The 21,424-nt window shown below is 31.4% G+C and carries 19 protein-coding genes; 8 read left to right on the forward strand and 11 right to left on the reverse strand.

The genetic code is table 11. The annotated features are described in order from the left end of the window. Positions 1-23: 23 nt before the first annotated feature. The 3 genes from yaaA to J9309_RS13495 form a co-directional block, all read right to left on the reverse strand. A complete protein-coding gene (gene yaaA, locus J9309_RS13485; RefSeq protein ID WP_230476403.1) occupies positions 24-779 on the reverse strand; it encodes a peroxide stress protein YaaA in 756 nt (251 codons plus the stop codon). Between the two features lie 24 nt (positions 780-803). After that, positions 804-1,424, reverse strand: a complete 621-nt coding sequence (locus J9309_RS13490) for an L-threonylcarbamoyladenylate synthase (protein ID WP_230476404.1) — start codon at positions 1,422-1,424, stop codon at positions 804-806. Positions 1,425-1,557: 133 nt separating this feature from the next. Then, the gene (locus J9309_RS13495) at positions 1,558-2,649 is read right to left on the reverse strand and encodes a M42 family metallopeptidase (protein WP_230476405.1); all 1,092 of its coding nucleotides are present in this window, start codon (positions 2,647-2,649) and stop codon (positions 1,558-1,560) included. Between the two features lie 135 nt (positions 2,650-2,784). Here J9309_RS13495 and J9309_RS13500 point away from each other — a divergent pair, with 135 nt between their 5' ends. From J9309_RS13500 to J9309_RS13515, 4 genes are all read left to right on the forward strand, one after another. After that, positions 2,785-3,351 (forward strand): DUF4294 domain-containing protein, encoded by a 567-nt coding sequence (locus tag J9309_RS13500; protein WP_230476406.1) that lies wholly within the window; start codon positions 2,785-2,787, stop codon positions 3,349-3,351. Positions 3,352-3,411: 60 nt separating this feature from the next. After that, positions 3,412-4,398 carry a 6-phosphofructokinase gene (gene pfkA / locus J9309_RS13505; protein WP_230476407.1) on the forward strand — a complete coding sequence of 329 codons (987 nt, stop codon included), beginning with the start codon at positions 3,412-3,414 and terminating at the stop codon, positions 4,396-4,398. 44 nt (positions 4,399-4,442) lie between these two features. Further along, the gene (gene gap, locus J9309_RS13510; RefSeq protein ID WP_230476408.1) at positions 4,443-5,447 is read left to right on the forward strand and encodes a type I glyceraldehyde-3-phosphate dehydrogenase; all 1,005 of its coding nucleotides are present in this window, start codon (positions 4,443-4,445) and stop codon (positions 5,445-5,447) included. A gap of 195 nt (positions 5,448-5,642) precedes the next feature. Continuing rightward, a complete protein-coding gene (locus tag J9309_RS13515) occupies positions 5,643-6,236 on the forward strand; it encodes an RNA polymerase sigma factor (protein ID WP_230476409.1) in 594 nt (197 codons plus the stop codon). A 284-nt stretch (positions 6,237-6,520) separates the two neighbouring features. On the opposite strand, the gene J9309_RS13520 is transcribed toward J9309_RS13515, so the two are convergent. Continuing rightward, complete coding sequence (locus tag J9309_RS13520; RefSeq protein WP_230476410.1) at positions 6,521-7,972, reverse strand: aminoacyl-histidine dipeptidase; 1,452 nt, start codon at positions 7,970-7,972, stop codon at positions 6,521-6,523. Between the two features lie 86 nt (positions 7,973-8,058). On the opposite strand from J9309_RS13520, the gene J9309_RS13525 reads away from it, so the two are divergent. Further along, complete coding sequence (locus J9309_RS13525) at positions 8,059-10,287, forward strand: T9SS type A sorting domain-containing protein (RefSeq protein ID WP_230476411.1); 2,229 nt, start codon at positions 8,059-8,061, stop codon at positions 10,285-10,287. Between the two features lie 58 nt (positions 10,288-10,345). Here J9309_RS13525 and J9309_RS13530 read toward each other — a convergent pair whose 3' ends face one another. After that, positions 10,346-11,377, reverse strand: coding sequence for a M28 family metallopeptidase (locus J9309_RS13530; protein ID WP_230476412.1), 1,032 nt, complete (start codon positions 11,375-11,377; stop codon positions 10,346-10,348). A gap of 136 nt (positions 11,378-11,513) precedes the next feature. On the opposite strand from J9309_RS13530, the gene J9309_RS13535 reads away from it, so the two are divergent. Next, positions 11,514-13,199, forward strand: a complete 1,686-nt coding sequence (locus J9309_RS13535; RefSeq protein ID WP_230476413.1) for an amino acid permease — start codon at positions 11,514-11,516, stop codon at positions 13,197-13,199. A 126-nt stretch (positions 13,200-13,325) separates the two neighbouring features. Beyond that, positions 13,326-15,086, forward strand: a complete 1,761-nt coding sequence (gene aspS, locus J9309_RS13540) for an aspartate--tRNA ligase (protein ID WP_230476414.1) — start codon at positions 13,326-13,328, stop codon at positions 15,084-15,086. Positions 15,087-15,224: 138 nt separating this feature from the next. Here aspS and J9309_RS13545 read toward each other — a convergent pair whose 3' ends face one another. Beyond that, positions 15,225-15,674 carry a c-type cytochrome gene (locus J9309_RS13545; protein ID WP_230476415.1) on the reverse strand — a complete coding sequence of 150 codons (450 nt, stop codon included), beginning with the start codon at positions 15,672-15,674 and terminating at the stop codon, positions 15,225-15,227. 395 nt (positions 15,675-16,069) lie between these two features. Here J9309_RS13545 and J9309_RS13550 point away from each other — a divergent pair, with 395 nt between their 5' ends. Further along, on the forward strand, positions 16,070-16,732 hold the full coding sequence (locus tag J9309_RS13550; RefSeq protein WP_230476416.1) for a hypothetical protein: 663 nt from the start codon (positions 16,070-16,072) through the stop codon (positions 16,730-16,732). 54 nt (positions 16,733-16,786) lie between these two features. On the opposite strand, the gene J9309_RS13555 is transcribed toward J9309_RS13550, so the two are convergent. The 5 genes from J9309_RS13555 to J9309_RS13575 all read right to left on the reverse strand — a co-directional run bounded on the left by J9309_RS13555 (position 16,787) and on the right by J9309_RS13575 (position 21,170). After that, positions 16,787-17,347, reverse strand: a complete 561-nt coding sequence (locus J9309_RS13555; RefSeq protein ID WP_230476417.1) for a biliverdin-producing heme oxygenase — start codon at positions 17,345-17,347, stop codon at positions 16,787-16,789. A 122-nt stretch (positions 17,348-17,469) separates the two neighbouring features. Continuing rightward, a complete protein-coding gene (locus J9309_RS13560; RefSeq protein WP_230476418.1) occupies positions 17,470-19,632 on the reverse strand; it encodes a S46 family peptidase in 2,163 nt (720 codons plus the stop codon). Positions 19,633-19,856: 224 nt separating this feature from the next. Continuing rightward, positions 19,857-20,387, reverse strand: coding sequence for an adenine phosphoribosyltransferase (locus J9309_RS13565; protein ID WP_230476419.1), 531 nt, complete (start codon positions 20,385-20,387; stop codon positions 19,857-19,859). 51 nt (positions 20,388-20,438) lie between these two features. After that, entirely contained in the window at positions 20,439-20,849 is a 411-nt protein-coding gene (locus tag J9309_RS13570) for an acyl-CoA thioesterase (protein WP_230476420.1), read from the reverse strand. 57 nt (positions 20,850-20,906) lie between these two features. Further along, a complete protein-coding gene (locus tag J9309_RS13575) occupies positions 20,907-21,170 on the reverse strand; it encodes a hypothetical protein (RefSeq protein ID WP_230476421.1) in 264 nt (87 codons plus the stop codon). Between the last annotated feature and the right edge of the window lie 254 nt (positions 21,171-21,424).

Here is a 21,424-nt window from a genome sequence, read left to right on the forward strand (position 1 = left end):
TATTGAATTATATTATTGAGTTTTTAACGTGTAAAAATTAATAAATTTTCGTTAGATAAATTCTCATCGAAACGATAACCATCTACATTAAATGCCTTCACCTCATCTAACGTTTGTACATTATTTTCAGCACAATAACGCGCCATTGCTCCACGGGCATGTTTAAAATACATCATGATTTTCTTTAATTTCCCGTCTTTATAATCTTGGAATTCAACTTCAATCATAGGAACTTTCAACGCTTTTTTATCTAAAACTTTAGCATATTCGTTACTTGCTAAATTTAAAATAAATTCGTCTTTTCTAAGTTTAGAATTGAAAAAAGGAGTCAAAATGTCTTTCCAAAACCCATAAAGATTTTTAGAACCATTAACATCTAATTTAGAACCCATTTCTAAACGATATAACATGACTTTGTCCGTTGGACGCAACATTCCGTATAAACCAGAAAGTAGAAAAACATTTTTACTCATATAATTCTGAGCACCTTCCGAAAGCGTTTCAGCATCCAATGCACGATAAACCTCACCTTTAAAAGCCAAAGCTGCAGCAAGAGATTGTTTTGACGAAGGTTTAATATTCCAAGCTAGATTACGTTCTACATTCATTGCAGCAATGTCTTTAGAAATTTTCATCAAACTTTCTAAATCTGTTGCATTCATTTCTTTCATAACATTCATAATTTCTTGTGAATGATCTAAAAATTGAGGAGTTGTCTCTTTCCAATTCGCTTTGGTTTCTAAACTCATCATTTTAGCAGGTGAAAGTAAAATCTTCATATCGTATTTTAATGTTTTTATATTTTATAAATAATCTTCAATATCTCCTTTTCCTTCACGAATAACCTCTACTCCATCAGTCATATCAACAACTGTTGAAGCTATATTATCTCCGTAACCAGAATCAACAATAGCATCCACTAAATTATCCCATTTTTCGTGAATTAATTCAGGATCAGTAGTATATTCAATAATTTCATCTTCATCGTAAATCGAAGTTGATGCGATTGGATTTCCTAATTTTTCTACAATCATACGAGGAACTAAATGATCTGGAACACGTATTCCTACAGTCTTTTTCCCTTTATAAGCTGATGGTAAATTTTTAGAAGCATTCATTACGAAAGTGAATGGACCAGGTAACGCACGTTTCAAAATTTTAAACGTTCCGTTATCAATTGGTAAAGTAAAATTTGATAAATGACTCAAATCGTTACAAATAATCGAAAAATGAGCTTTATCCAACTTAACACCTTTTAAACGGGCTAATTTTTCCATCGCTTTTTGATTTGTAATATCACATCCTAAACCGTAAACGGTATCAGATGGATAAATAATTAAACCTCCATCTCGTAATATTTTTACTACTTGATCGATAGCTTTTTCTTGAGGATTTTCTGGATGAATTCGGATATAATCTGCCATAGTCGATTGTTTTCTCAAAGATACAAAATAATGTTTTAGCCAATCGTTGCACTAATTTAAGTTATTGATTAATTGATAATCAAAATTGATAAAAAAAGCTACCTAATAGGTAGCTTTTAAGATATATTATATTTTAGTAATTGTGATATTTAAAACTTTGTCCGTTTTTAATCTCTTTAACTGATTGATAAATCAATTCAATCACATTCTTAACATCAGATTGATGAACCATTTCTACTGTTGTATGCATGTAACGTAACGGCAACGAAATTAATGCAGATGGAACACCACCATTGCTATAAGCAAATGCGTCTGTATCTGTTCCTGTAACACGAGATGCAGCTGCTCTTTGGAAAGGAATATTATTATTTTCTGCCGCATCGATAATTAATTCTCTCAAGTTATTTTGTACCGCTGGAGCATAGTAAACAACTGGGCCATCACCACATTTCTGTTCACCTTCTTTAGATTTCGTAATCATTGGAGTCGTTGTATCATGCGTAACGTCTGTAATAATTGCAACGTCTGGTTTTATTGTTTGCGTTACCATTTCAGCACCGCGTAAACCCACTTCTTCTTGCACTGCATTCACGATATATAAACCGTAATCTATTTGATCTTTATTTTCGAATAATTTACGAGCAACTTCAGCAATCATAAATCCTCCCATTCTGTTATCAATCGCACGACAAACAAAATAACGGTCATTTAATGTAAAAAATTCATCTGGATAAGTAATTACGCATCCAACATGAATTCCTAATTCTAAAACTTCATCTTTTGAGGTACACCCACAATCAATCCAAATTTTATCTTGAGTTGGTGCTTCTTCTTTTCCACCTTGACGTAAATGAATTGCTGGCCAACCAAAAACTCCTTTTACGATTCCTTTTTTAGTATGGATATTTACCACTTTAGATGGTGCAATCATATGATCTGAACCACCATTTCGTACAACATAAATTAAACCATCTTCAGAAATATAATTCACAAACCAAGAAATTTCATCTGCATGTGCTTCGATTACAACTTTGTAAGGTGCATCAGGATTGATAACTCCATAAGCAGTACCATAATTATCAGTTCTAATTTCGTCTACATAAGGTTTTATATAATCAATCCAAATTTTTTGTCCTTCAGATTCAAAACCAGTTGGTGAAGCTGTGTTTAAATATTTTGTTAAAAAATCTAATGATTGTTGATCGAATAAATTATTTATTGCCATGTTTATTTATATTTCAAACAAATATACTACTTTAGGAACAATTTTTGAAGCTAAATAGGTATGAAGGTTTATTTCAATATACTCCTAATTTTGATAGGATTTAATGTTGTTGATGCGCAAATTTTTGGGTTAGATATGGGAGTCTCTCCTAATAAAGAGATAAAAAACGATACGATTATTGATGGAAATTTAGTAATCGCTGATACTATACAATTACATGATTCACAATTTTACTCTGTTCAACTAAAATCAGATTTAGAGAAAAAATATTATTTCTGGTTACGCAAACGTGTAAGAGATGTATGGCCATATGTACGCACTGCTGTAAGGGAATATAACGCAGTTATGGATACCGTAAATACAATGGATCGTAGACGTGACAAAAGAAAATTCATCAAACAGCGTCAAAAAACTTTAGGAGATCAATTCGAGGCTCAACTAAAAAATATGAGTATTTCTCGTGGTCAAATTCTTACCAAATTAATTCATAAAGAGACTAATAAAACTACCTACGATATCATCAAAGAACTTCGTGGTGGTGTGTCTGCATTCCTATACAACACTGCTGGTGGTGCATATGATATTGATCTAAAACAAACCTTTGATCCTAATCGAACAAGAGAAGATCTTTATATAATTGTTATACTCCAAAAAGATATTGCAGACGGCATTCTACAGCCAATTTATGATGATAATGAATAATAAATACCTCATAAAAGGTAAAAACTTTATCATTATATTTGAAATAATAAAAGGAAAACTGTGACAAAAACTACTATTAAAAAAATTGGTGTATTAACTTCAGGAGGAGATGCACCAGGTATGAATGCTGCGATTAGAGCAGTAGTTAGAGCTTGTAAATATTACGATATTTCTTCTATTGGAATTATGCAAGGTTACGAAGGTTTAATTCAGGATGATGTAATCGAATTAGGTCCTCGTGATGTTAAAAATATAATCAACCAAGGTGGAACTTTTCTAAAAACTGCACGTTCTGACGAATTTAGAACAAAAGAAGGTCGTCAAAAAGCTTACGATAATTTAAAGAAAAATGAAATAGATGCCTTAGTTGTAATTGGTGGTGATGGTTCTTTTACTGGAGCTAATATTTTTCACCAAGAATTCAATGTTCCATTTATTGGGGTTCCAGGTACTATTGATAATGATATTTTCGGGACAGATTACACCATAGGTTATGACACTGCATTAAACACAGTTATTGAAGCGATCGATAAATTAAGAGATACAGCAACATCGCATAATCGTGTATTTTTTGTAGAAGTAATGGGACGCGATGCTGGATTTATAGCTTTAAATAGTGGAATAGCTTCAGGTGCGCAAGATATTTTAATTCCGGAGCAAAAAGATAGTGTGGAGGATTTATGTGAATCTTTGGAAAGATCAGAAGAAACAGGAAAAAGATCAAGTATCGTGGTTGTTGCTGAAGGAGAACAATTAGGTAGCGTTTTTGAAATTGCAAAACAAGTTCAGAAAAGACATCCTGAATATGACATTCGCGTGACAGTTTTAGGACATATACAACGTGGTGGATCTCCATCTTGTCAAGATCGTGTATTAGCATCTCGATTAGGAATAGCAGCTGTTGAAGGTTTATTGGAAAATAAAACAAATTTAATGGCTGGAATTCGTTCAAACAAAGTTGTCTTTACTCCTATTGAAGAAGCAATTAAAAAACACAACGAGATTGACGAAGAATTAATTAAAGTATCTAATATACTTTCGATTTAATTCAAAATTATTAATTTTAAAAAAGGGAAAAAATATATTAAATTATGTCAAAAATTAAAGTTGGAATCAACGGATTCGGACGTATCGGAAGATTAGTTTTCCGTGTGTTATCAGAAAGAGAAAATTTTGAAGTTGTAGGAATCAATGACTTGGTAGATGCTGATTATTTAGCATATATGTTAAAGTATGATTCTGTACATGGTGCTTTTAAAGGAGAAATTTCTGTTGAAGGAAATACACTAATTGTAAACGGTCAAAAAATCCGTATTACTTCAGAAAAAGATCCTGCTAATTTAAAATGGAATGAAGTTGGTGCTGAATATATTATTGAAGCAACAGGAATTTTCATGACAAAAGAAACTGCAGGAAAACATATCGAAGCTGGTGCTAAAAAGGTGATTTTAACAGGACCATCTAAAGACGATACACCAATGTTCGTTATGGGTGTGAATGAAGATAAATTAACTGCTGAAGATACAATTATATCTAACGCATCTTGTACAACAAACTGTTTAGCTCCATTAGCAAAAGTTATTCATGAAAACTTCGGAATTGCAGAAGGTTTAATGACAACTGTGCATGCAACTACTGCAACTCAAAAAACAGTTGATGGTCCATCAAGTAAAGATTGGAGAGGTGGTCGTAGCGCAATGAATAATATCATTCCTTCTTCTACAGGTGCAGCAAAAGCGGTTGGAAAAGTAATTCCTGAATTAAATGGAAAATTAACAGGTATGTCATTCCGTATTCCTACGGTTGATGTTTCAGTTGTCGATTTAACTGTTCGTTTAGAAAAAGAAACGAACTACGACGAGATTAAAAAAGTTATGAAAGATGCTGCTAATGGTTCTTTAAAAGGAATTGTTGGTTACACTGAAGACGCTGTTGTTTCTCAAGATTTTGTCGGAGACATTCGTACATGTATTTTTGATGCTGGAGCAGGTATCATGTTATCGCCTACTTTCGTGAAGTTAGTAGCTTGGTACGATAACGAAATGGGATATTCTAATAAGGTTGTTGATTTATTAGAACATTCATCTAAAATTTAATTAATTGATAAATAATCATAAATTTTATTCAAAGCTCTTCACTAGAAGAGCTTTTTTAGTATTTTTTTATGTTAAAATTTTATTTTCTTTAATAAATAATTCTATATTTGATTCAGTAACAAAATAAAACATCCGCCTATAGGTTAAACATTCTACTTTTTATTAAAAATAACACAACGACATAATTAAACTCTTATGAATTACGAGGACGATTCTCTACTTATTTCTTCGTACCAAAATGGGAACGAAGAAGCGTTACAAACGTTAATAGAGAAATATAAAGGTAGAATTTATAGTTTTATTTACTCTAAAGTATTAGACAGAGAGGTTACTGAAGATATCTTCCAAGACACTTTCGTAAAAGTAATTTTAACTTTGAAAGGTGGCAAATACAACGACGAAGGTAAATTTTTACCTTGGGTTATGCGAATTGCTCACAACCTTACAATTGACTATTTCAGATTAAATAAACGTTTTAACGTTATACACGAATCTTCTAGCTACAATGAAGACTATAATATCTTTGATTATATTGGAGTAATGGACGAATGTTCAGAAACAAAAATTATAAAAGATCAAATTGATTGTGATTTAAAAAAATTAGTAAATCAATTACCTGATGATCAAAGAGAAGTCTTAGAATTAAGAATTTTTAAAGATTTAAGCTTTAAAGAAATCGCAGAAGAAACTGACGTTAGCATCAACACTGCATTAGGAAGAATGCGTTACGCATTAATCAATTTAAGAAAAGTTATAGAAAACAATAATATTATTTTAACAGTTGACTAAATAATAATTCAAATCATTTAGCGTTTTTAAAAAAAATGATTGATTAAAATGAAAGAAGGTAAACCAATTTTAGAACCTAGACAATCAACTATAGATAAAATCTTATTATACTCAAAAAGTATAAATACTTTACAATCAAACTTGTTTAAAGATAAGTTTCTTGTATTTTTAAATTAAACATATTGTTTTTAACAAAAAAATCCGAAGCAAAAGCTTCGGATTTTTTTATGTTAATGATTCATCCTATTCTAAATATTTTTGGAATTAGAACAACCATAATCTATTCAATTAGATGGAATATTTTCTAAAACTTCTAATAAATATTTCCAATATTTTTGCACTGAAATAATTTCTACTTTTTCGTCTGGAGAGTGAGCACCTGAAATGTTTGGTCCAAATGAAATCATATCCAATCCAGGATAATTTGTTCCGATAATTCCACATTCTAACCCTGCATGACAAGCAACAACCTTTGGTTGTTCACCGTTTTGTTTCACGTAAATTTCTTTCATGATTTCTAATATCTCAGAATTTGGATTTGCTTTCCAACCTGGATATGCACCTGAAAAAGTTACCTCAAAACCAGCTAATTCAAAACCAGCTTTTAACGTTTCAGCTAAAGCCATTTTATTAGATTCTACCGAAGATCTTGTTAAGCATAAAACTTTCACATTTCCTTCTATCACCTCTACTCTAGCAACATTATTTGAAGTTTCTACAAGCCCTTCAACATCAGGACTCATTCTGTAAACTCCATTGAAAGCCGCCATAATAGACTGAACAAATATTTTAGAATCAACGAAAGACATCGCAGAATTTAACGCATCAGTTTCCTCTAAAGTAATCACCATATTTGGCTCAATCGTAGCATATTCTTCTAAAATTTCAGCTCTTAAAGTTTCATAAGCATTTTTAAAAGTATCAACGTTAGAACTAGGCATTACAAATTTAACCCAAGATTCGCGAGGAATTGCGTTTCGTAAACTACCACCTTCCATGTGTGCAATTTGTGCGCCATTAGCTATTGCAACTGTTAAAATACGTGCAATTAACTTATTTGAATTTCCTAAACCTTCATGGATTTGAATTCCTGAGTGACCACCTTGTAAACCTTTTAAATCTAATTTAAAAGATGTTCCCTCAACTGCTTCTGCAACATATGTTTTCTTAGCAGTAACATCAATACCACCAGCACATCCGATATCTAATTCATCATCCTCTTCAGTATCTAAATTCAATAAAATTGATCCTGATAAGAAACCAGCTTTCAAGCCTAAAGCACCTGTCATTCCTGTTTCTTCGTCAATCGTAAAGAATGCTTCAATTGCTGGATGAGGAATATTTTTAGATTCTAATATTGCCATGATAGTTGCAACACCAATCCCGTTATCTGCACCTAAAGTTGTTCCATTTGCAGTAACAAATTTGTAATCTTCAATGTACATTTCAATTCCTTGAGTATCGAAATCGAATTCTACATCATTATTTTTTTGACAAACCATATCCAAGTGAGATTGCATCACAATAGTTTTGCGATCTTCCATACCTGGGTATGCTGCTTTTTTAATAAGTACGTTTCCAACTTCATCAGTTTCAACTTTTAATCCTAAATCTTCACCAAATTTGATAATAAATTCACGTACTTTTTCTTCTTTCTTAGAAGGTCTTGGAACTGCATTTAATGCTGCGAAATTTTTCCATAACGCTTTAGGTTCCAATGCTAATATATCAGACATTATAAATAAATATTTATCCCAAAATTAAGAAAGAATTAATTATTATAAGTAAATTGATAAATAATTTACAATTAACACTGATTTTTATGAAGAAATTATTTCTACCTCTTATTTTATTTAGTTCATTATCATTTGCTCAGATTACCGAACAAGGTGAAATATTTAGTCAAACTCATCGATTAAACAATAATATTCCAGTTATAGAAATGCCTCAATTTGATATTGAAGCGTTAAAAGCTGAAGATGAAATCAATGACCAAAAAATTACTAAACCGTTTAGATTTGGTAAAAATTTTATAGTTAATTATAGTCCAACTACACACGGAAAATGGGTAAATCTACCTAATGGAGATAGAATTTGGAGGTTAAAAATAACTTCAGATCATGCCAAAACATTAAACTTTTTATTAAAAAACTATAGATTATCTAAAAACGCAAAACTTTATTTACATAATGAAGAAGGACAATTTTTAGGTTACTATACTTCTAACGAAAACACGAAAGAAAAACAAGTTGCAACTTGGCCAATAGATGGTTCTTCAATCACAATTGAATTTTACGAACCTGCTAATGAAGCTGGTTTATCAACTTTTGAAATTGCAGAAGTTGTACATGGCTATCGTACGGTAAACAATATTCAAAATCCTATTAAAGGATTAAACACTTCAGGGAATTGTAACGTAGATGTAAATTGTGCCGCAGGTGATGATTGGGAACAACAAAAAAAATCGGTGGCTCTTATTTTAAGTGGTACTACGGAGTGGTGTACAGGAACTTTAGTAAACAACACGGCGTTAGATGGAACTCCATATTTTTTAACTGCTAATCACTGTTATACTTCATCTACACCAGCTTGGACATTTAGATTTAAATGGATCAGTGAAAATCCTGATTGTGCAACTTCTGCTCCAAGTGGAGATGGTCCGAGAATTTTCAGTTTAAGTGGTGCTGAAATTAAAGCACGAAATGCAGGAACTGATATGATGTTACTAGAATTAACTAGTGAAATTCCAGTCGATTGGGAATTGGTTTGGTCTGGATGGGACAGATCAGGAAATATTCCGAATAATGCAACTGGTTTACATCATCCTGATGGAGATATTATGAAAATAGCTCAATACTATTCATCTCCTCTGAAAAAAAATAGAAGTGGTATTGCTGCTTGGGAAATTCCTGCATGGGATTTAGGTGTTACCGAAGGTGGATCTTCAGGTTCAGGATTATTTGATCATAATGGTCGAATCATTGGACAGCTTTATGGTGGTTATGCAGCTTGTAGTGGAACTTCGCCAAATAATCAATATGATATATATGGACGTATTGATACTTCGTGGGAAGGTGGTGGATCTCCAAATACTCGTTTAAAAGATTGGTTAGATCCTAGAAATTCTCAAGAAATGACAACTGATCATTTTGTTAAAGAATTACTTCAAAATGATATTAAAATAAATTCAATAACTGCTGTTGCTGATTGTGACGGAAATATTTCTCCGTCTATTGAAATTAAAAATTCAGGTACAGAAATCATTCAAAATTATCAATTAAAATACAAATTTAATGATGAGACTGAATCGGTAATTTCTTTTGATACTCCTTTAAATAGTGGACAAACGACTACGGTTTATTTAGAAAACAGAACTTTTGAAGCTGGTGATCATACTTTTCAATCTGAATTATTAGTTGATGGAGATCAAAATGTTTATAATAATATTTCAACAGCTAATTTTTCTGTGTTAGAAACTTTACAAACGAATAAAGTAACTTTAAATTTAACTACTGATAATTATGCAAATGAGAATGCTTGGTATTTATATAATTCTCAAAATCAAATCGTTCAGTCAGGTGAAAATTTAACTAATAATACTACATACACAATCGATTTCGAAAACTTAGCTGAAGATTGTTACAGATTTGTTTTAGAAGATAGTTTTGGTGATGGTATTTGTTGTGATTATGGTAATGGATCTTATGCATTAACATTGCCTACGGGAGAAGTGATTTCGTCTGGAGCAGAATTCTCGGATGAAGTTGTCGTAAACTTTAGAGTTAGTGGAACTTTAGGTTTAAGTAATTTAACTACTAATGAAGTTGCTATTTATCCAAATCCAACTGATAATATTATCAATTTAGAAGTAAATGCAAATTTAGGTAAATACACGTATGAAATTTATTCAGCTTTAGGACAAAAAGTTAAACAAGGTAGTGGAACTGGAAATCAAAAAGTGAATTTAAAACAATACGGTAAAGGAAACTTTGTAATCTACATTAAAACAGAAAATGGAAAAACTATCACGAAAAAAATAATCGTAAAATAGTTCAAATTCTAACAACATAAAAAAAGCCCTTCTGAAATGAAGGGCTTTTATATTTATATTATCTTCCTGTTGTAGGCATCGGAGATTCCTTATCTACTACTGGTCTATTTTCAGCGTTTGCTAATTTCCAAATTGTATTGAAAGCTAACTTCGTTCTACGTGTTAATAAATCATATTCGATTTTATCTGGCGTATCTGTTGGACGGTGATAATCATCATGCACTCCGTTAAAGAAGAAAACAGATGGAATACCATGTTTAGCAAAATTGTAGTGATCTGAACGGTAATAGAAACGGTTTGGATCATCTGGCGTATTATAACGCATGTCTAAATTAATTCCTATACCTTCATTAGCAGCTAAAACGGCTTTGTGTAAATCTGAAGATAACATCTCAGAACCGATAACGTATACGAAATCTCTTGTTTCTTCATTGTGTTCTTTGTCTACACGACCAATCATATCAATATTTACATTCGCAATTGTGTTTGCTAAAGGAAATATTGGATTATCTGAATAGTATTTTGAACCTAATAAACCTTTTTCTTCTCCAGAAACGTGTAATAATAAAATAGAACGTTTTGGTCTAATACCTTTCTTTTCAGCTTCACGAAAAACACGACCGATTTCCATTACTGCTACAGTACCAGAACCATCATCATCAGCACCTGGATATAATTTTCCATCTTTAATACCATCATGGTCATAGTGTGCTGAAATAACAACAATTTCTTCAGGTTTCTCCGAACCTTCGATGAATCCCATAACATTTCGCATTTCTCCTGCTACACGTTTAAATGTTGCGGGTGGAATAATCTGAAAATAATTACCTTTAGGTCCGTTAATTCCTAATTCTTTATAATAATTAGAGATATAGTTTCCTGCTCTCACCTCACCTTCTGTTCCTGCATTACGCCCTTCCATTTCTGGTCCTGCAATAATATAAAGCTGTTTTTTCAACTCAGCTTCAGAAACCTTATCTACAAACTTAGGTAATACCTTTTCGTATTTTTCAGTAGTCCAATTTTGTGTCGTACAAGAAGTTCCTGTAAACAAAGCTACTGTTGCTAATGCAATTAAAAATTGTTTCATGCGTTCTAATTAATATTCTTTGGATAAAAATATAAAGAAATCTTAATAAAAGTCTAAAAAGGTAAATAAATAAACCATATTTATACATTTTTTTTATTTTTCTTGTTTATATATTTGTCCAGTTTTAACATAACTTATGTCTCAATTATTTAGAAAAAAATCAGTTGAAAATATTTTGGCTGATTCAGAAAAAAACAACTCTTCGTTACATAAAACATTAGGTGTTACTGATTTGGTAAGCCTTGGTATCGCTGCAATCGTTGGTGCTGGTATTTTCAGTACAATTGGATTAGCTGCTTTTAATGGTGGACCTGCGATATCATTATTATTCGTTTTTGTTGCTTTCGCCTGTGTTTTCACAGCATTATCTTATGCACAATTTGCAAGTACAGTTCCTGTTTCCGGCTCTGCATACACGTATGCGTATGTCGCTTTCGGAGAATTATTTGCTTGGATAATTGGTTGGGCTTTAGTGCTAGAATATGCAGTTTCTAATATGGTTGTCGCAATTTCTTGGTCTCAATATTTTGTTTCCATGTGCGAAGGTTTTGGTATAATTATACCAAAATGGTTAACAATGGCTCCACAATACGCAACAGAAGCTTATCAGAAATCTTTAGATTTGGGTATAGATAAATTATCTAATGTTGAGAAAATTGCATTAGAAGCCTACAATACTGCTCCAAATATTGGTGGATTTCCTATAATTTTTGATTTACCAGCAGGAATAATCACTGTATTAGTAACTATGCTTGTTTATATTGGAATTAAAGAATCTAAAAGAGCAAGTAACTTTATGGTTATTGTTAAAATAGGAATTATTTTGGCTGTTATTGTTGGTGGTGCTTTCTTCGTAAAACCTGATAATTGGACTCCTTTTGCACCAAATGGTTTAGGTGGCGTTATGAGTGGTGTTGCTGCTGTATTTTTTGCGTTCATTGGTTTCGATTCGATCTCAACAACTGCAGAAGAATGTAAAAATCCACAACGTGATTTACCTCGAGCAATGATCGCTTGTCTAATCATTTGTGCTGTACTTTACGTTTCTATTACGCTGGTTTTAACGGGTATGGTTAATTATTCTGAGTTAAATGTAAAAGATCCTTTGGCTTACGTTTTCCAATATGTAGGTTTTGATCATATGGCCGGAATCATTTCTGTTACTTCAGTAGTAGCTATTACCAGTGCATTATTAGTTTTCCAATTAGCTCAACCTCGTATTTGGATGACGATGTCTCGTGATGGTTTAATTCCTAAAAAATTTGCAACTGTTCACCCAAAATATAAAACGCCTTCTTATGCAACTATCGTAACAGGATTTGTTGTTGCAATTCCCGCATTATTCTTAAAAATGGACTTCTTTGTCGATTTAACATCTGTAGGAACTTTCTTCGCATTTATCGTAGTTTGCGGTGGAGTTTTATACATGGATAAAACAGGATTATCTGAGAAATCAAAATTTAAAGTACCATATATCAACGGTAAATTTATTGTTCCATTAGCATTTATTGCTGGAATCGTATTAACTTTTATTTACGGTCAGGATTCATTAGAACAATGGAAAACATTAGGATCTATGGATTTAATCGCGCACAAATCATTAGTCGTTATATTCTGGATTGTATTCTTAGTCATGAGTATTTTAAGTTTTAAACATAATTTTTCTTTATTACCTGTAATCGGAATTATGATTAACTTATATTTAATGAGCGAATTAGGCGCAAGTAACTGGATTATTTTCGTGATTTGGTTAGCTATCGGACTTGGAATTTATTTTATGTACGGTCATAAACACAGTAAATTAAGACAACAAAATTCTTAATATATTTTATAAAAGCGATTCAATATTTGAATCGCTTTTTTTATTCATTTAATCCATTCAAAATAGTAGATAAACTTCTTTATTTCACGTCAAAACTTTACATTTGCACTATAAATTTTACGACAGATGTTTAGATCACATACTTGTGGAGAATTAACACAAGCCAACATTAATGAAAAAGTTACGTTAAGCGGATGGGTTTCAACGTTACGTGATAAAGGTTTTATGATGTGGATTGATTTACGTGACCGTTACGGAATCACGCAAATTATCTTAGATGAAGAACGTTCTTCGAAAGAATTATTTGAAACTGCTCGTTCTTTAGGACGTGAGTTCGTAATTCAAGTAACTGGTACAGTTATCGAAAGAGCTTCTAAAAACCCTAACATTCCTACAGGAAATATCGAAATTTTAGCGGAAAACATTACCATTTTAAATGAATCTGCTTTACCTCCATTTACAATCGATGATAATACAGATGGTGGTGAAGATATCCGTATGAAATATCGTTACTTAGATATTCGTCGTAACCCTGTTAAAGATAAATTAATCTTCCGTTCAAAAGTTGCTCAAGAAGTACGTAAATATTTAGATGCACAAGATTTCGTAGAAGTTGAAACGCCAGTTTTAATTAAATCTACACCAGAAGGTGCGCGTGATTTCGTGGTTCCATCTCGTATGAATCCAGGAGAATTTTACGCGTTACCACAATCGCCACAAACTTTCAAACAATTATTAATGGTAGGTGGTTTAGACCGCTACTTCCAAATTGTAAAATGTTTCCGTGACGAAGATTTACGTGCAGACCGTCAACCAGAGTTTACACAAATCGACTGTGAAATGTCGTTTGTTGAACAAGAAGATATTATGAACGTTTTTGAAGGGTTAGCAAAACACTTATTATTAACGTTTAAAGGTTTAGAATTTGATCAATTCCCTCGTATTACATTTGCTGATGCAATGCGTCGTTACGGAAATGATAAACCAGATATCCGTTTCGGAATGGAATTCGGAGAAATTACAGATTTAGCAAAAGGTAAAGATTTCAAAATCTTCGACGAGCAAGAATTAATCGTTGGTATTGCTGCTGAAGGATGTAATTCTTACACGCGTAAAGACATCGATAAATTAATCGAATGGGTACAACGTCCACAAATCGGTGCTACTGGTTTAGTTTGGGCTCGTTACAACGAAGACGGAACTTTTAAATCATCTGTAGATAAATTCTATTCTCAAGAAGATTTAGCAGCTTGGGCTGAGCGTATGAACGCAAAACCAGGTGACTTAATGTTAGTGATGTCAGGTAACACAAACAAAGTTCGTGCACAATTATCTGCTTTACGTATGGAAATTGCAGAACGTTTAGGTTTACGTAATCCTGAAGTTTTTGCTCCGTTATGGGTTGTAGATTTCCCATTATTAGAATGGGATGAAGAATCTGAAAGATATCATGCAATGCACCATCCATTCACTTCTCCTAAACCAGAAGATATGGAATTAATTGCAACAAATCCAGGTGAAGTTCGTGCAAATGCTTATGATTTAGTTTTAAATGGAAACGAAATCGGTGGAGGATCTATTCGTATTTTCGATAAAGAAATTCAGGCTAGAATGTTCGAATTATTAGGATTCACGCCAGAACAAGCAGAAGCTCAGTTTGGATTCTTAATGAACGCTTTCAAATATGGAGCGCCACCTCACGGAGGTTTAGCTTTCGGATTTGACCGTTTTGTATCAATTTTAGATGGTTCTGAAACGATTCGTGATTACATCGCATTCCCTAAAAACAATTCAGGTCGTGATGTGATGATTGATGCTCCATCTCCTATCGATGATGCACAAAAACAAGAATTATTTATTGCTTCTACTTTTACAGGAAAAGAATAAATCTAAAATATAATTCACAGGAAAAGCCACTCAATAGAGTGGCTTTTTTATTTTAAATCTATGATAAATTGAGATTTTCGTAGTGGAAAAACATAAAAAAATCCACTCAAATTGAATGGATTTATATAGCTTAAAAAATTATTTCACTGAACTTGGAGTCACTGGAGATTTTGGTAAAACTTCTGCAGAAGATTTTTTTGGTGTTATATTTCCTTGGTGACAAGTAAAACATGTAACTTTTTGTTTATCTGCAGGATCGTAATCAAAATGTTTTTTATTAATTTCTCCTGTCATTGTAATCATATGACGTGCGTAATCTTTTTCCTTTTTTGCATCCGATGCAAAATCCATTTTCCCCTCTGCATTCGGCGCATGACAATGGTTACATTTAACTCCTAAAGCAGCATTATATTCACGCATTAAACCTTTTAATTCATCTTCAGAAATATCTTGGGGTAATACTTTCAAGTTTGCCCATTGAGATTCAACCTTTCCAACGTTTTTACCTTGGTCAATTTTACCTTTTGTTACAGAAGCACAACTTGCAACTACTACTAGAACTACTGCTAAAAATCCTATCTTTTTCACGTTTATGTTTTATTATAGCTCACAAGTTAAACTAAATTTCGATATAATATTAATTTTAATCAAAATTTGAAATTGTTTTAAATAAAGATAAGTTTTTAACCCAAAAAATGTAATAATCGATCAAAATCAATGGATATTGAATATCATATAGGATTATAAATTTTCAATTTTCAGCAATTTTAAACAGAAAATTCAATTTCGAAATTAACTTAAAGATTTATCAATTCCAGAAAATAAAATAATTGCACATTTATGGTAAATGAAATTGAAAGAAGATATATATTTACCTGAAATTAAATTAAAAAACCGACATTTATTTTTAATTAATGAATGTTTAAAACATTCGATACTATTTCATAAAATTATCTGTTATATATCTATTATTAAAACTTAGAATGAAAAAATTTATATCAACTACATTATTCTTATTTGCTACGACAATTTCTGTGTTTGCTCAAGAAACTGAGGAACCAAAAATCGACGTTGAAAAGGCTAAAAAAGAAATCGTAAACGTATTTACTACATATAAGAATGCAATTGTAAAAAACGATGTAAAATCTGCAATATTACAATTAGATAAAAGCTCTTTTAGTTATTATGATGAAATCTTAAATACGAGTTTACGTGCAGATGAAGCACAATTAAATCAATTAGATATTTTAGATCGTTTAATGGTTTTAACGGTAAAACATCGCGTTCCGAAAGATCAATTAATAAAAATGAACGGCAAAGATTTATTAATTTATGCTTTAGAAAATGATATCATCAACAACAATCGTGTTGAAAAAATGGGAATTGGTGATATTGAAATAAATGGAGATATTGCATATGGTCAGTTTTTACAGGATAATAAAAACATTGCTTTATATTTAGGTTTTTCTTATGATCAATCGCAATGGAGATTGGATGTAACTTCTTTAGCAGAGCCTACAGGTTTTGCAATTAGAAAATTAGTTGAAATGCAAAATAAAGATGAGAATGAGGTAATTTTTATGATGATTGAAGCTTCTACTCCTAATCAAAAAATTTCAAAAGACATTTGGAAACCAATATTATAATTAATAAAAAAAGCCAACTCTAAAAGAGTTGGCTTTTTTTATTGAATCAATATACTAACTTGCTTTCGCAATTAAATATTGATATGCTTTAATTGCACCTTGCAAGGCATTATTTTGTTCATTTTCATCTATTAATTGATTATTCATATAATTGATAAATTCTTTCCAAATTGGTCCAATATCTTGGCCATAATGTCCAAAATAATTAAAACTTGCAGTTTCAAGTTCAGGGTATCTCTTCAATTGTTTAGCAATCACCATACCGCCCAGCATAGAACCTTCTATCACGTATAAAGCCCCAAGAGCTTCTGCACGATTACTTAACTGATTAATAACTCCTACTTCATTCGGAGTCAATTGTAATTCTTGTAAATCTTTTTCAATTAAATCTAATTTATTAAAATTGATTCTGTTTAATAAATCTTTATCAGCGTCATTTAAATATGAAAAAATCTCGTTTTCGTATGCTTTGATAAATTGATGATTAACCAATAGCATTTTATAGTAATTAGTTTGAGTAAAAGTTCCATCAAATAATTTATTTGATTCTAACTTTTGTTCAATCTCATCGTGAAATTGTTTCGTTTCTTTTTTTAATATATCAGTAACCATCATAATTCAATTCATATTTTTAAAGCATTAAATATACTTCATTAATTAAATTCTAATCTCAAATAATTTCATAAAAAAAACCTTCAGTAAAACTGAAGGTTTTCTATTTATAAAAAAGAATTGTATTATTCTACAATCGTTAATTCATCGATAATATTAGTCGCACCAGCGTATTTATCAACTACCCATAAAACGTAACGAATATCAACAGAAATTGTACGTTGTAATTTAGGATCAAAGATAACGTCACCAGCCATTGCTTCGATATTTCCATCGAAAGCTAAACCAATTAATTCACCTTTACCATTTAAAACTGGCGAACCAGAATTACCACCTGTAATATCGTTATTTGATAAGAAGTTAATTGGCATATAACCATTTTCATCAGCATAACGTCCATAATCTTTAGCAGCAGCTAATTCTAATAAACGTGATGGATTATCAAATTCAGGATCTCCTGTTTTTTGCTTCGCAACTAAACCTTCCATTGTCGTGTAGTAATTTGCAGGAGCATCAGGTTGACGATTTGGATTTAAACTTTTTGGTAAAGCTTGAATAGAACCGTAAGTTAAACGTAACGTTGAGTTTGCATCTGGATATAAAATATCTCCGATTTTAGACTCACGTAATCCTTTTACTAATAAACGGAAATTTTTAGCGTAAACCTCATCTAATTGTTTTTGTTCGTCTGTTTTTAAAGCTTGACGCTCTACTAAAGAAGAAGATAAAACATATAAGGGATCTTTCTTTAAAACTTCAACATCAGGAGAAATTAAAAAGTTTTTAACCTGTGCAGCATCAGCAAAGAAAGAACGAGAAACTGCTTGCTCTACATAAGCATTAAAGTTGTTTCCGTTTGATTTTGCTAACTCAGCAACATGTGTAGCTAAACCAGCTTCAGCACCTTTAGATGCATATAAATTTAATTGAGTAGCTAATACATCTTTTTCTAATGGTAAATTCATTTTACCATAGATTGCTTCAATCATCGCTTCAATTTGAGGCAACATTTCAGCGCGTTTTGCTTCATTCGCAGCCGCGTAATTTTCAATTGATTTACCTAAACGATAAGGAGCAGTTGCTAAAGCAGCTGAACGCATTAAAATTGCTAAATAATTATTGTGACGAGCATCTAAATTAGTTTTAGCGTAGTAATCATTTAAGTTTTTGATTACATCTCCATATTCAGCTTTATTAGCTTTTTTATTTGCCCATTTATTAAATTTAGCTTCTAATTTAGCTTTTTTCGCAACTGTTTGATGCTCTTTTAAAGCGACAATCATTCCGTCACGATTTTTCCAATAATTTGCTAAACCAGCAAATTTAGAAGCGTAATCAATATTTACTTTTTGATTTAAATTTTGATGCTTTTTAATTTGGTCCATACCAACTTTAGAAGCCTCTACCCAAGCTGGGTAAGCATAATCAATGTTTTGAGCAACACCTTGAGCTGGCATCCAACGATTTGTACGACCTGGGTAACCTAAAATCATCGCAAAATCATTTAACTTATATCCTTTTAAAGAAATAGGTAAATGATGCTTTGGTTTTAATGGAACATTAGATGTTGAATAATCTGCAGGATTTCCATTTTTATCTGCGTAAACACGGAACATTGCGAAATCTCCTGTGTGACGAGGCCATTCCCAGTTATCAGTATCTCCACCGAAACGACCAATCATATCTGGAGGCGTACCTACTAAACGAACATCTTGATAATCTTGATAAACGAAGTAGTAGTATTCGTTACCTTGGAAAAATGAACGAACAGAAACTACATATTTTCCGTTTTCGCTGTTTTCTTTTTCAATTTTTGCAATTTCTTTATTGATCGCTTTTTCACGATCAGCTTCAGACATTTTATCATTTACTGTACCTAAAATACGTTTTGATACATCGTCCATACGAACGAAGAAACGAACTTTTAAGTTATCTGGTTTTAACTCTTCAGATTTATTTTTTGCCCAAAATCCGTTTGTTAAATGATCATTTTCTGGAGTTGATAATTGTGCAATATTTCCATAACCACAATGGTGATTAGTTAAAACTAAACCTTGGTCAGAAATAATTTCGGCAGTACATCCACCTCCAAATTGAACAATCGCATCTTTTAAAGAATTATTATTAATGCTGTAAATTTCTTCAGCTGTTAATTGTAACCCTTGTTTTTGCATATCACGGTGATTTAAACGTTCGATGAACATTAAAAACCACATTCCCTCGTCAGCTTTTAACTTCATAGGGAAAAACAATACAGCAACAAGTGTTGATAGTAATAGTTTTTTCATTTTTTCTTATACTTAATTCGCTACTAAAATACATTAGATAAAATATTTCACCTAACATTCAGGTTAAATTCAGTCATTTTCTACGGATTTGAATAAATAATCTATAAATTATTACCAATCTTTCAACCATTTAATTCCTCTTCAATTTAAATTTTATGTTAAGTAAGAACAATAAAAAAAGGCTTATTCAGTCGAATAAGCCTTTTGTTTCAATTATTAAATATTTAGTAAGCTGTAAGAGCAACGATATCTTCCGTAAAAGGAATTAATTTATCTATACCGTTTAAAAATTCTAAATTCACGATAAAAGAAAATTGTGTCACTTTACCTCCACATTTTTCTACCAACTTAGCACATGCTTCAGCAGTTCCTCCAGTAGCTAAAACATCATCATGAACTAAAATACGCATACCATCTTTGATATAAGTTTCATTCACTTCAATTGTAGCTTGCCCATATTCTAAATCATAAGATTGAGAAACTGTTGGAGGCGGTAATTTACCAGCTTTACGAACTAAGATAAACGGTACGCCTAACTTTTGTGCAATCTGTATTCCGTACAAAAATCCTCTACTTTCTATTCCACAAACTGCATCAATTTTACCTTTTGCTTTTTCTACAAAAGCATCAACAATCTCATTCGATAATTCTGAATCTAAAAATAAGGGTGTAATGTCTTTGTATTGAATTCCTGGTTTTGGAAAATCTGCTACATTAGCGATAGTTTTATCTATACGCTCTTTAAGAGTTGACATAATTTTTACTATGTTTTGTTAAAGTCCAAAGTTAATTAAAAAAGTCTGAAATTATTCTTCATAAAAACCTAAACTTTCCCACATTTCATTAGGAATTCTAACAGGACGTTTTGTTACTGCATCAATACAGCATAAAGTGGTATAACCTTCGTTAATTAATTTATCTTGTTCGTTGTAAATTTTATAATCTACTTTAATACGAACGCCATTTAAACGTTCGTAAACGATTGCTTCTATCGTAATTAATTCATCATACAATGCGCTTCCAATAAATTTACAATGTAAATCTAAAATTGGCATTTGAATTCCTTGCTTTTCTAAAGCTGCGTATGGATATCCAGCTTCACGTAACATTTCTGCTCGCCCTATTTCATAAAATTCGGCATAATTTCCATGGTACACCACTCCCATCTGATCAGTCTTTGCATAAGTCACACGGTGTTGAACACGAAATATTTTCATGGTAAAGATTTAATATAATAAAAAAGACTATTTCTGTTTAATAAATAAAGAAATAGTCTATTCAGTAATTTTTTTATAATCCATCCAGCTAAATGATGGAGAAGAATCTTGTTGATTTAATTCTTTATTAAAATCATAAACAATAGAAACAGATGTAGAAAATGTTGGATTTGCAATTTCGTAAATAAAAATACGTATAGCTTTATTTTCATCCGATTCTACGATTTGCTTCAGAGTAAATTGATTTAAAATCCCAATATCTTTTAAATGAGATTCAATCTTAGTTGTTGCTAGGTCTAATTGTTCTTGTGTAAGTGTCATATTGCAAATTTATTTCAAGTAAATTTCACAAGCAAATATTTGATAATTTTGCATAAATAATTTATGTCAATAATTATTTATCTTATTATGTCTATTGACATTAAAATAATACAAACTATTTTCTAATATATCAATACCTAAAGTGTTTTTTTTATTAAAAATTTGTTCACATTTTTGTAATCAATCGGTTGGTTTTTCACCCTACTGAGTTTCAACTCTTTAACTTTTAAAATTATTAATTTTTGGACTTAAGT

It is taken from the genome of Faecalibacter bovis (assembly GCF_017948305.1).
Classification (GTDB): Bacteria; Bacteroidota; Bacteroidia; order Flavobacteriales; family Weeksellaceae; genus Empedobacter; species Empedobacter bovis.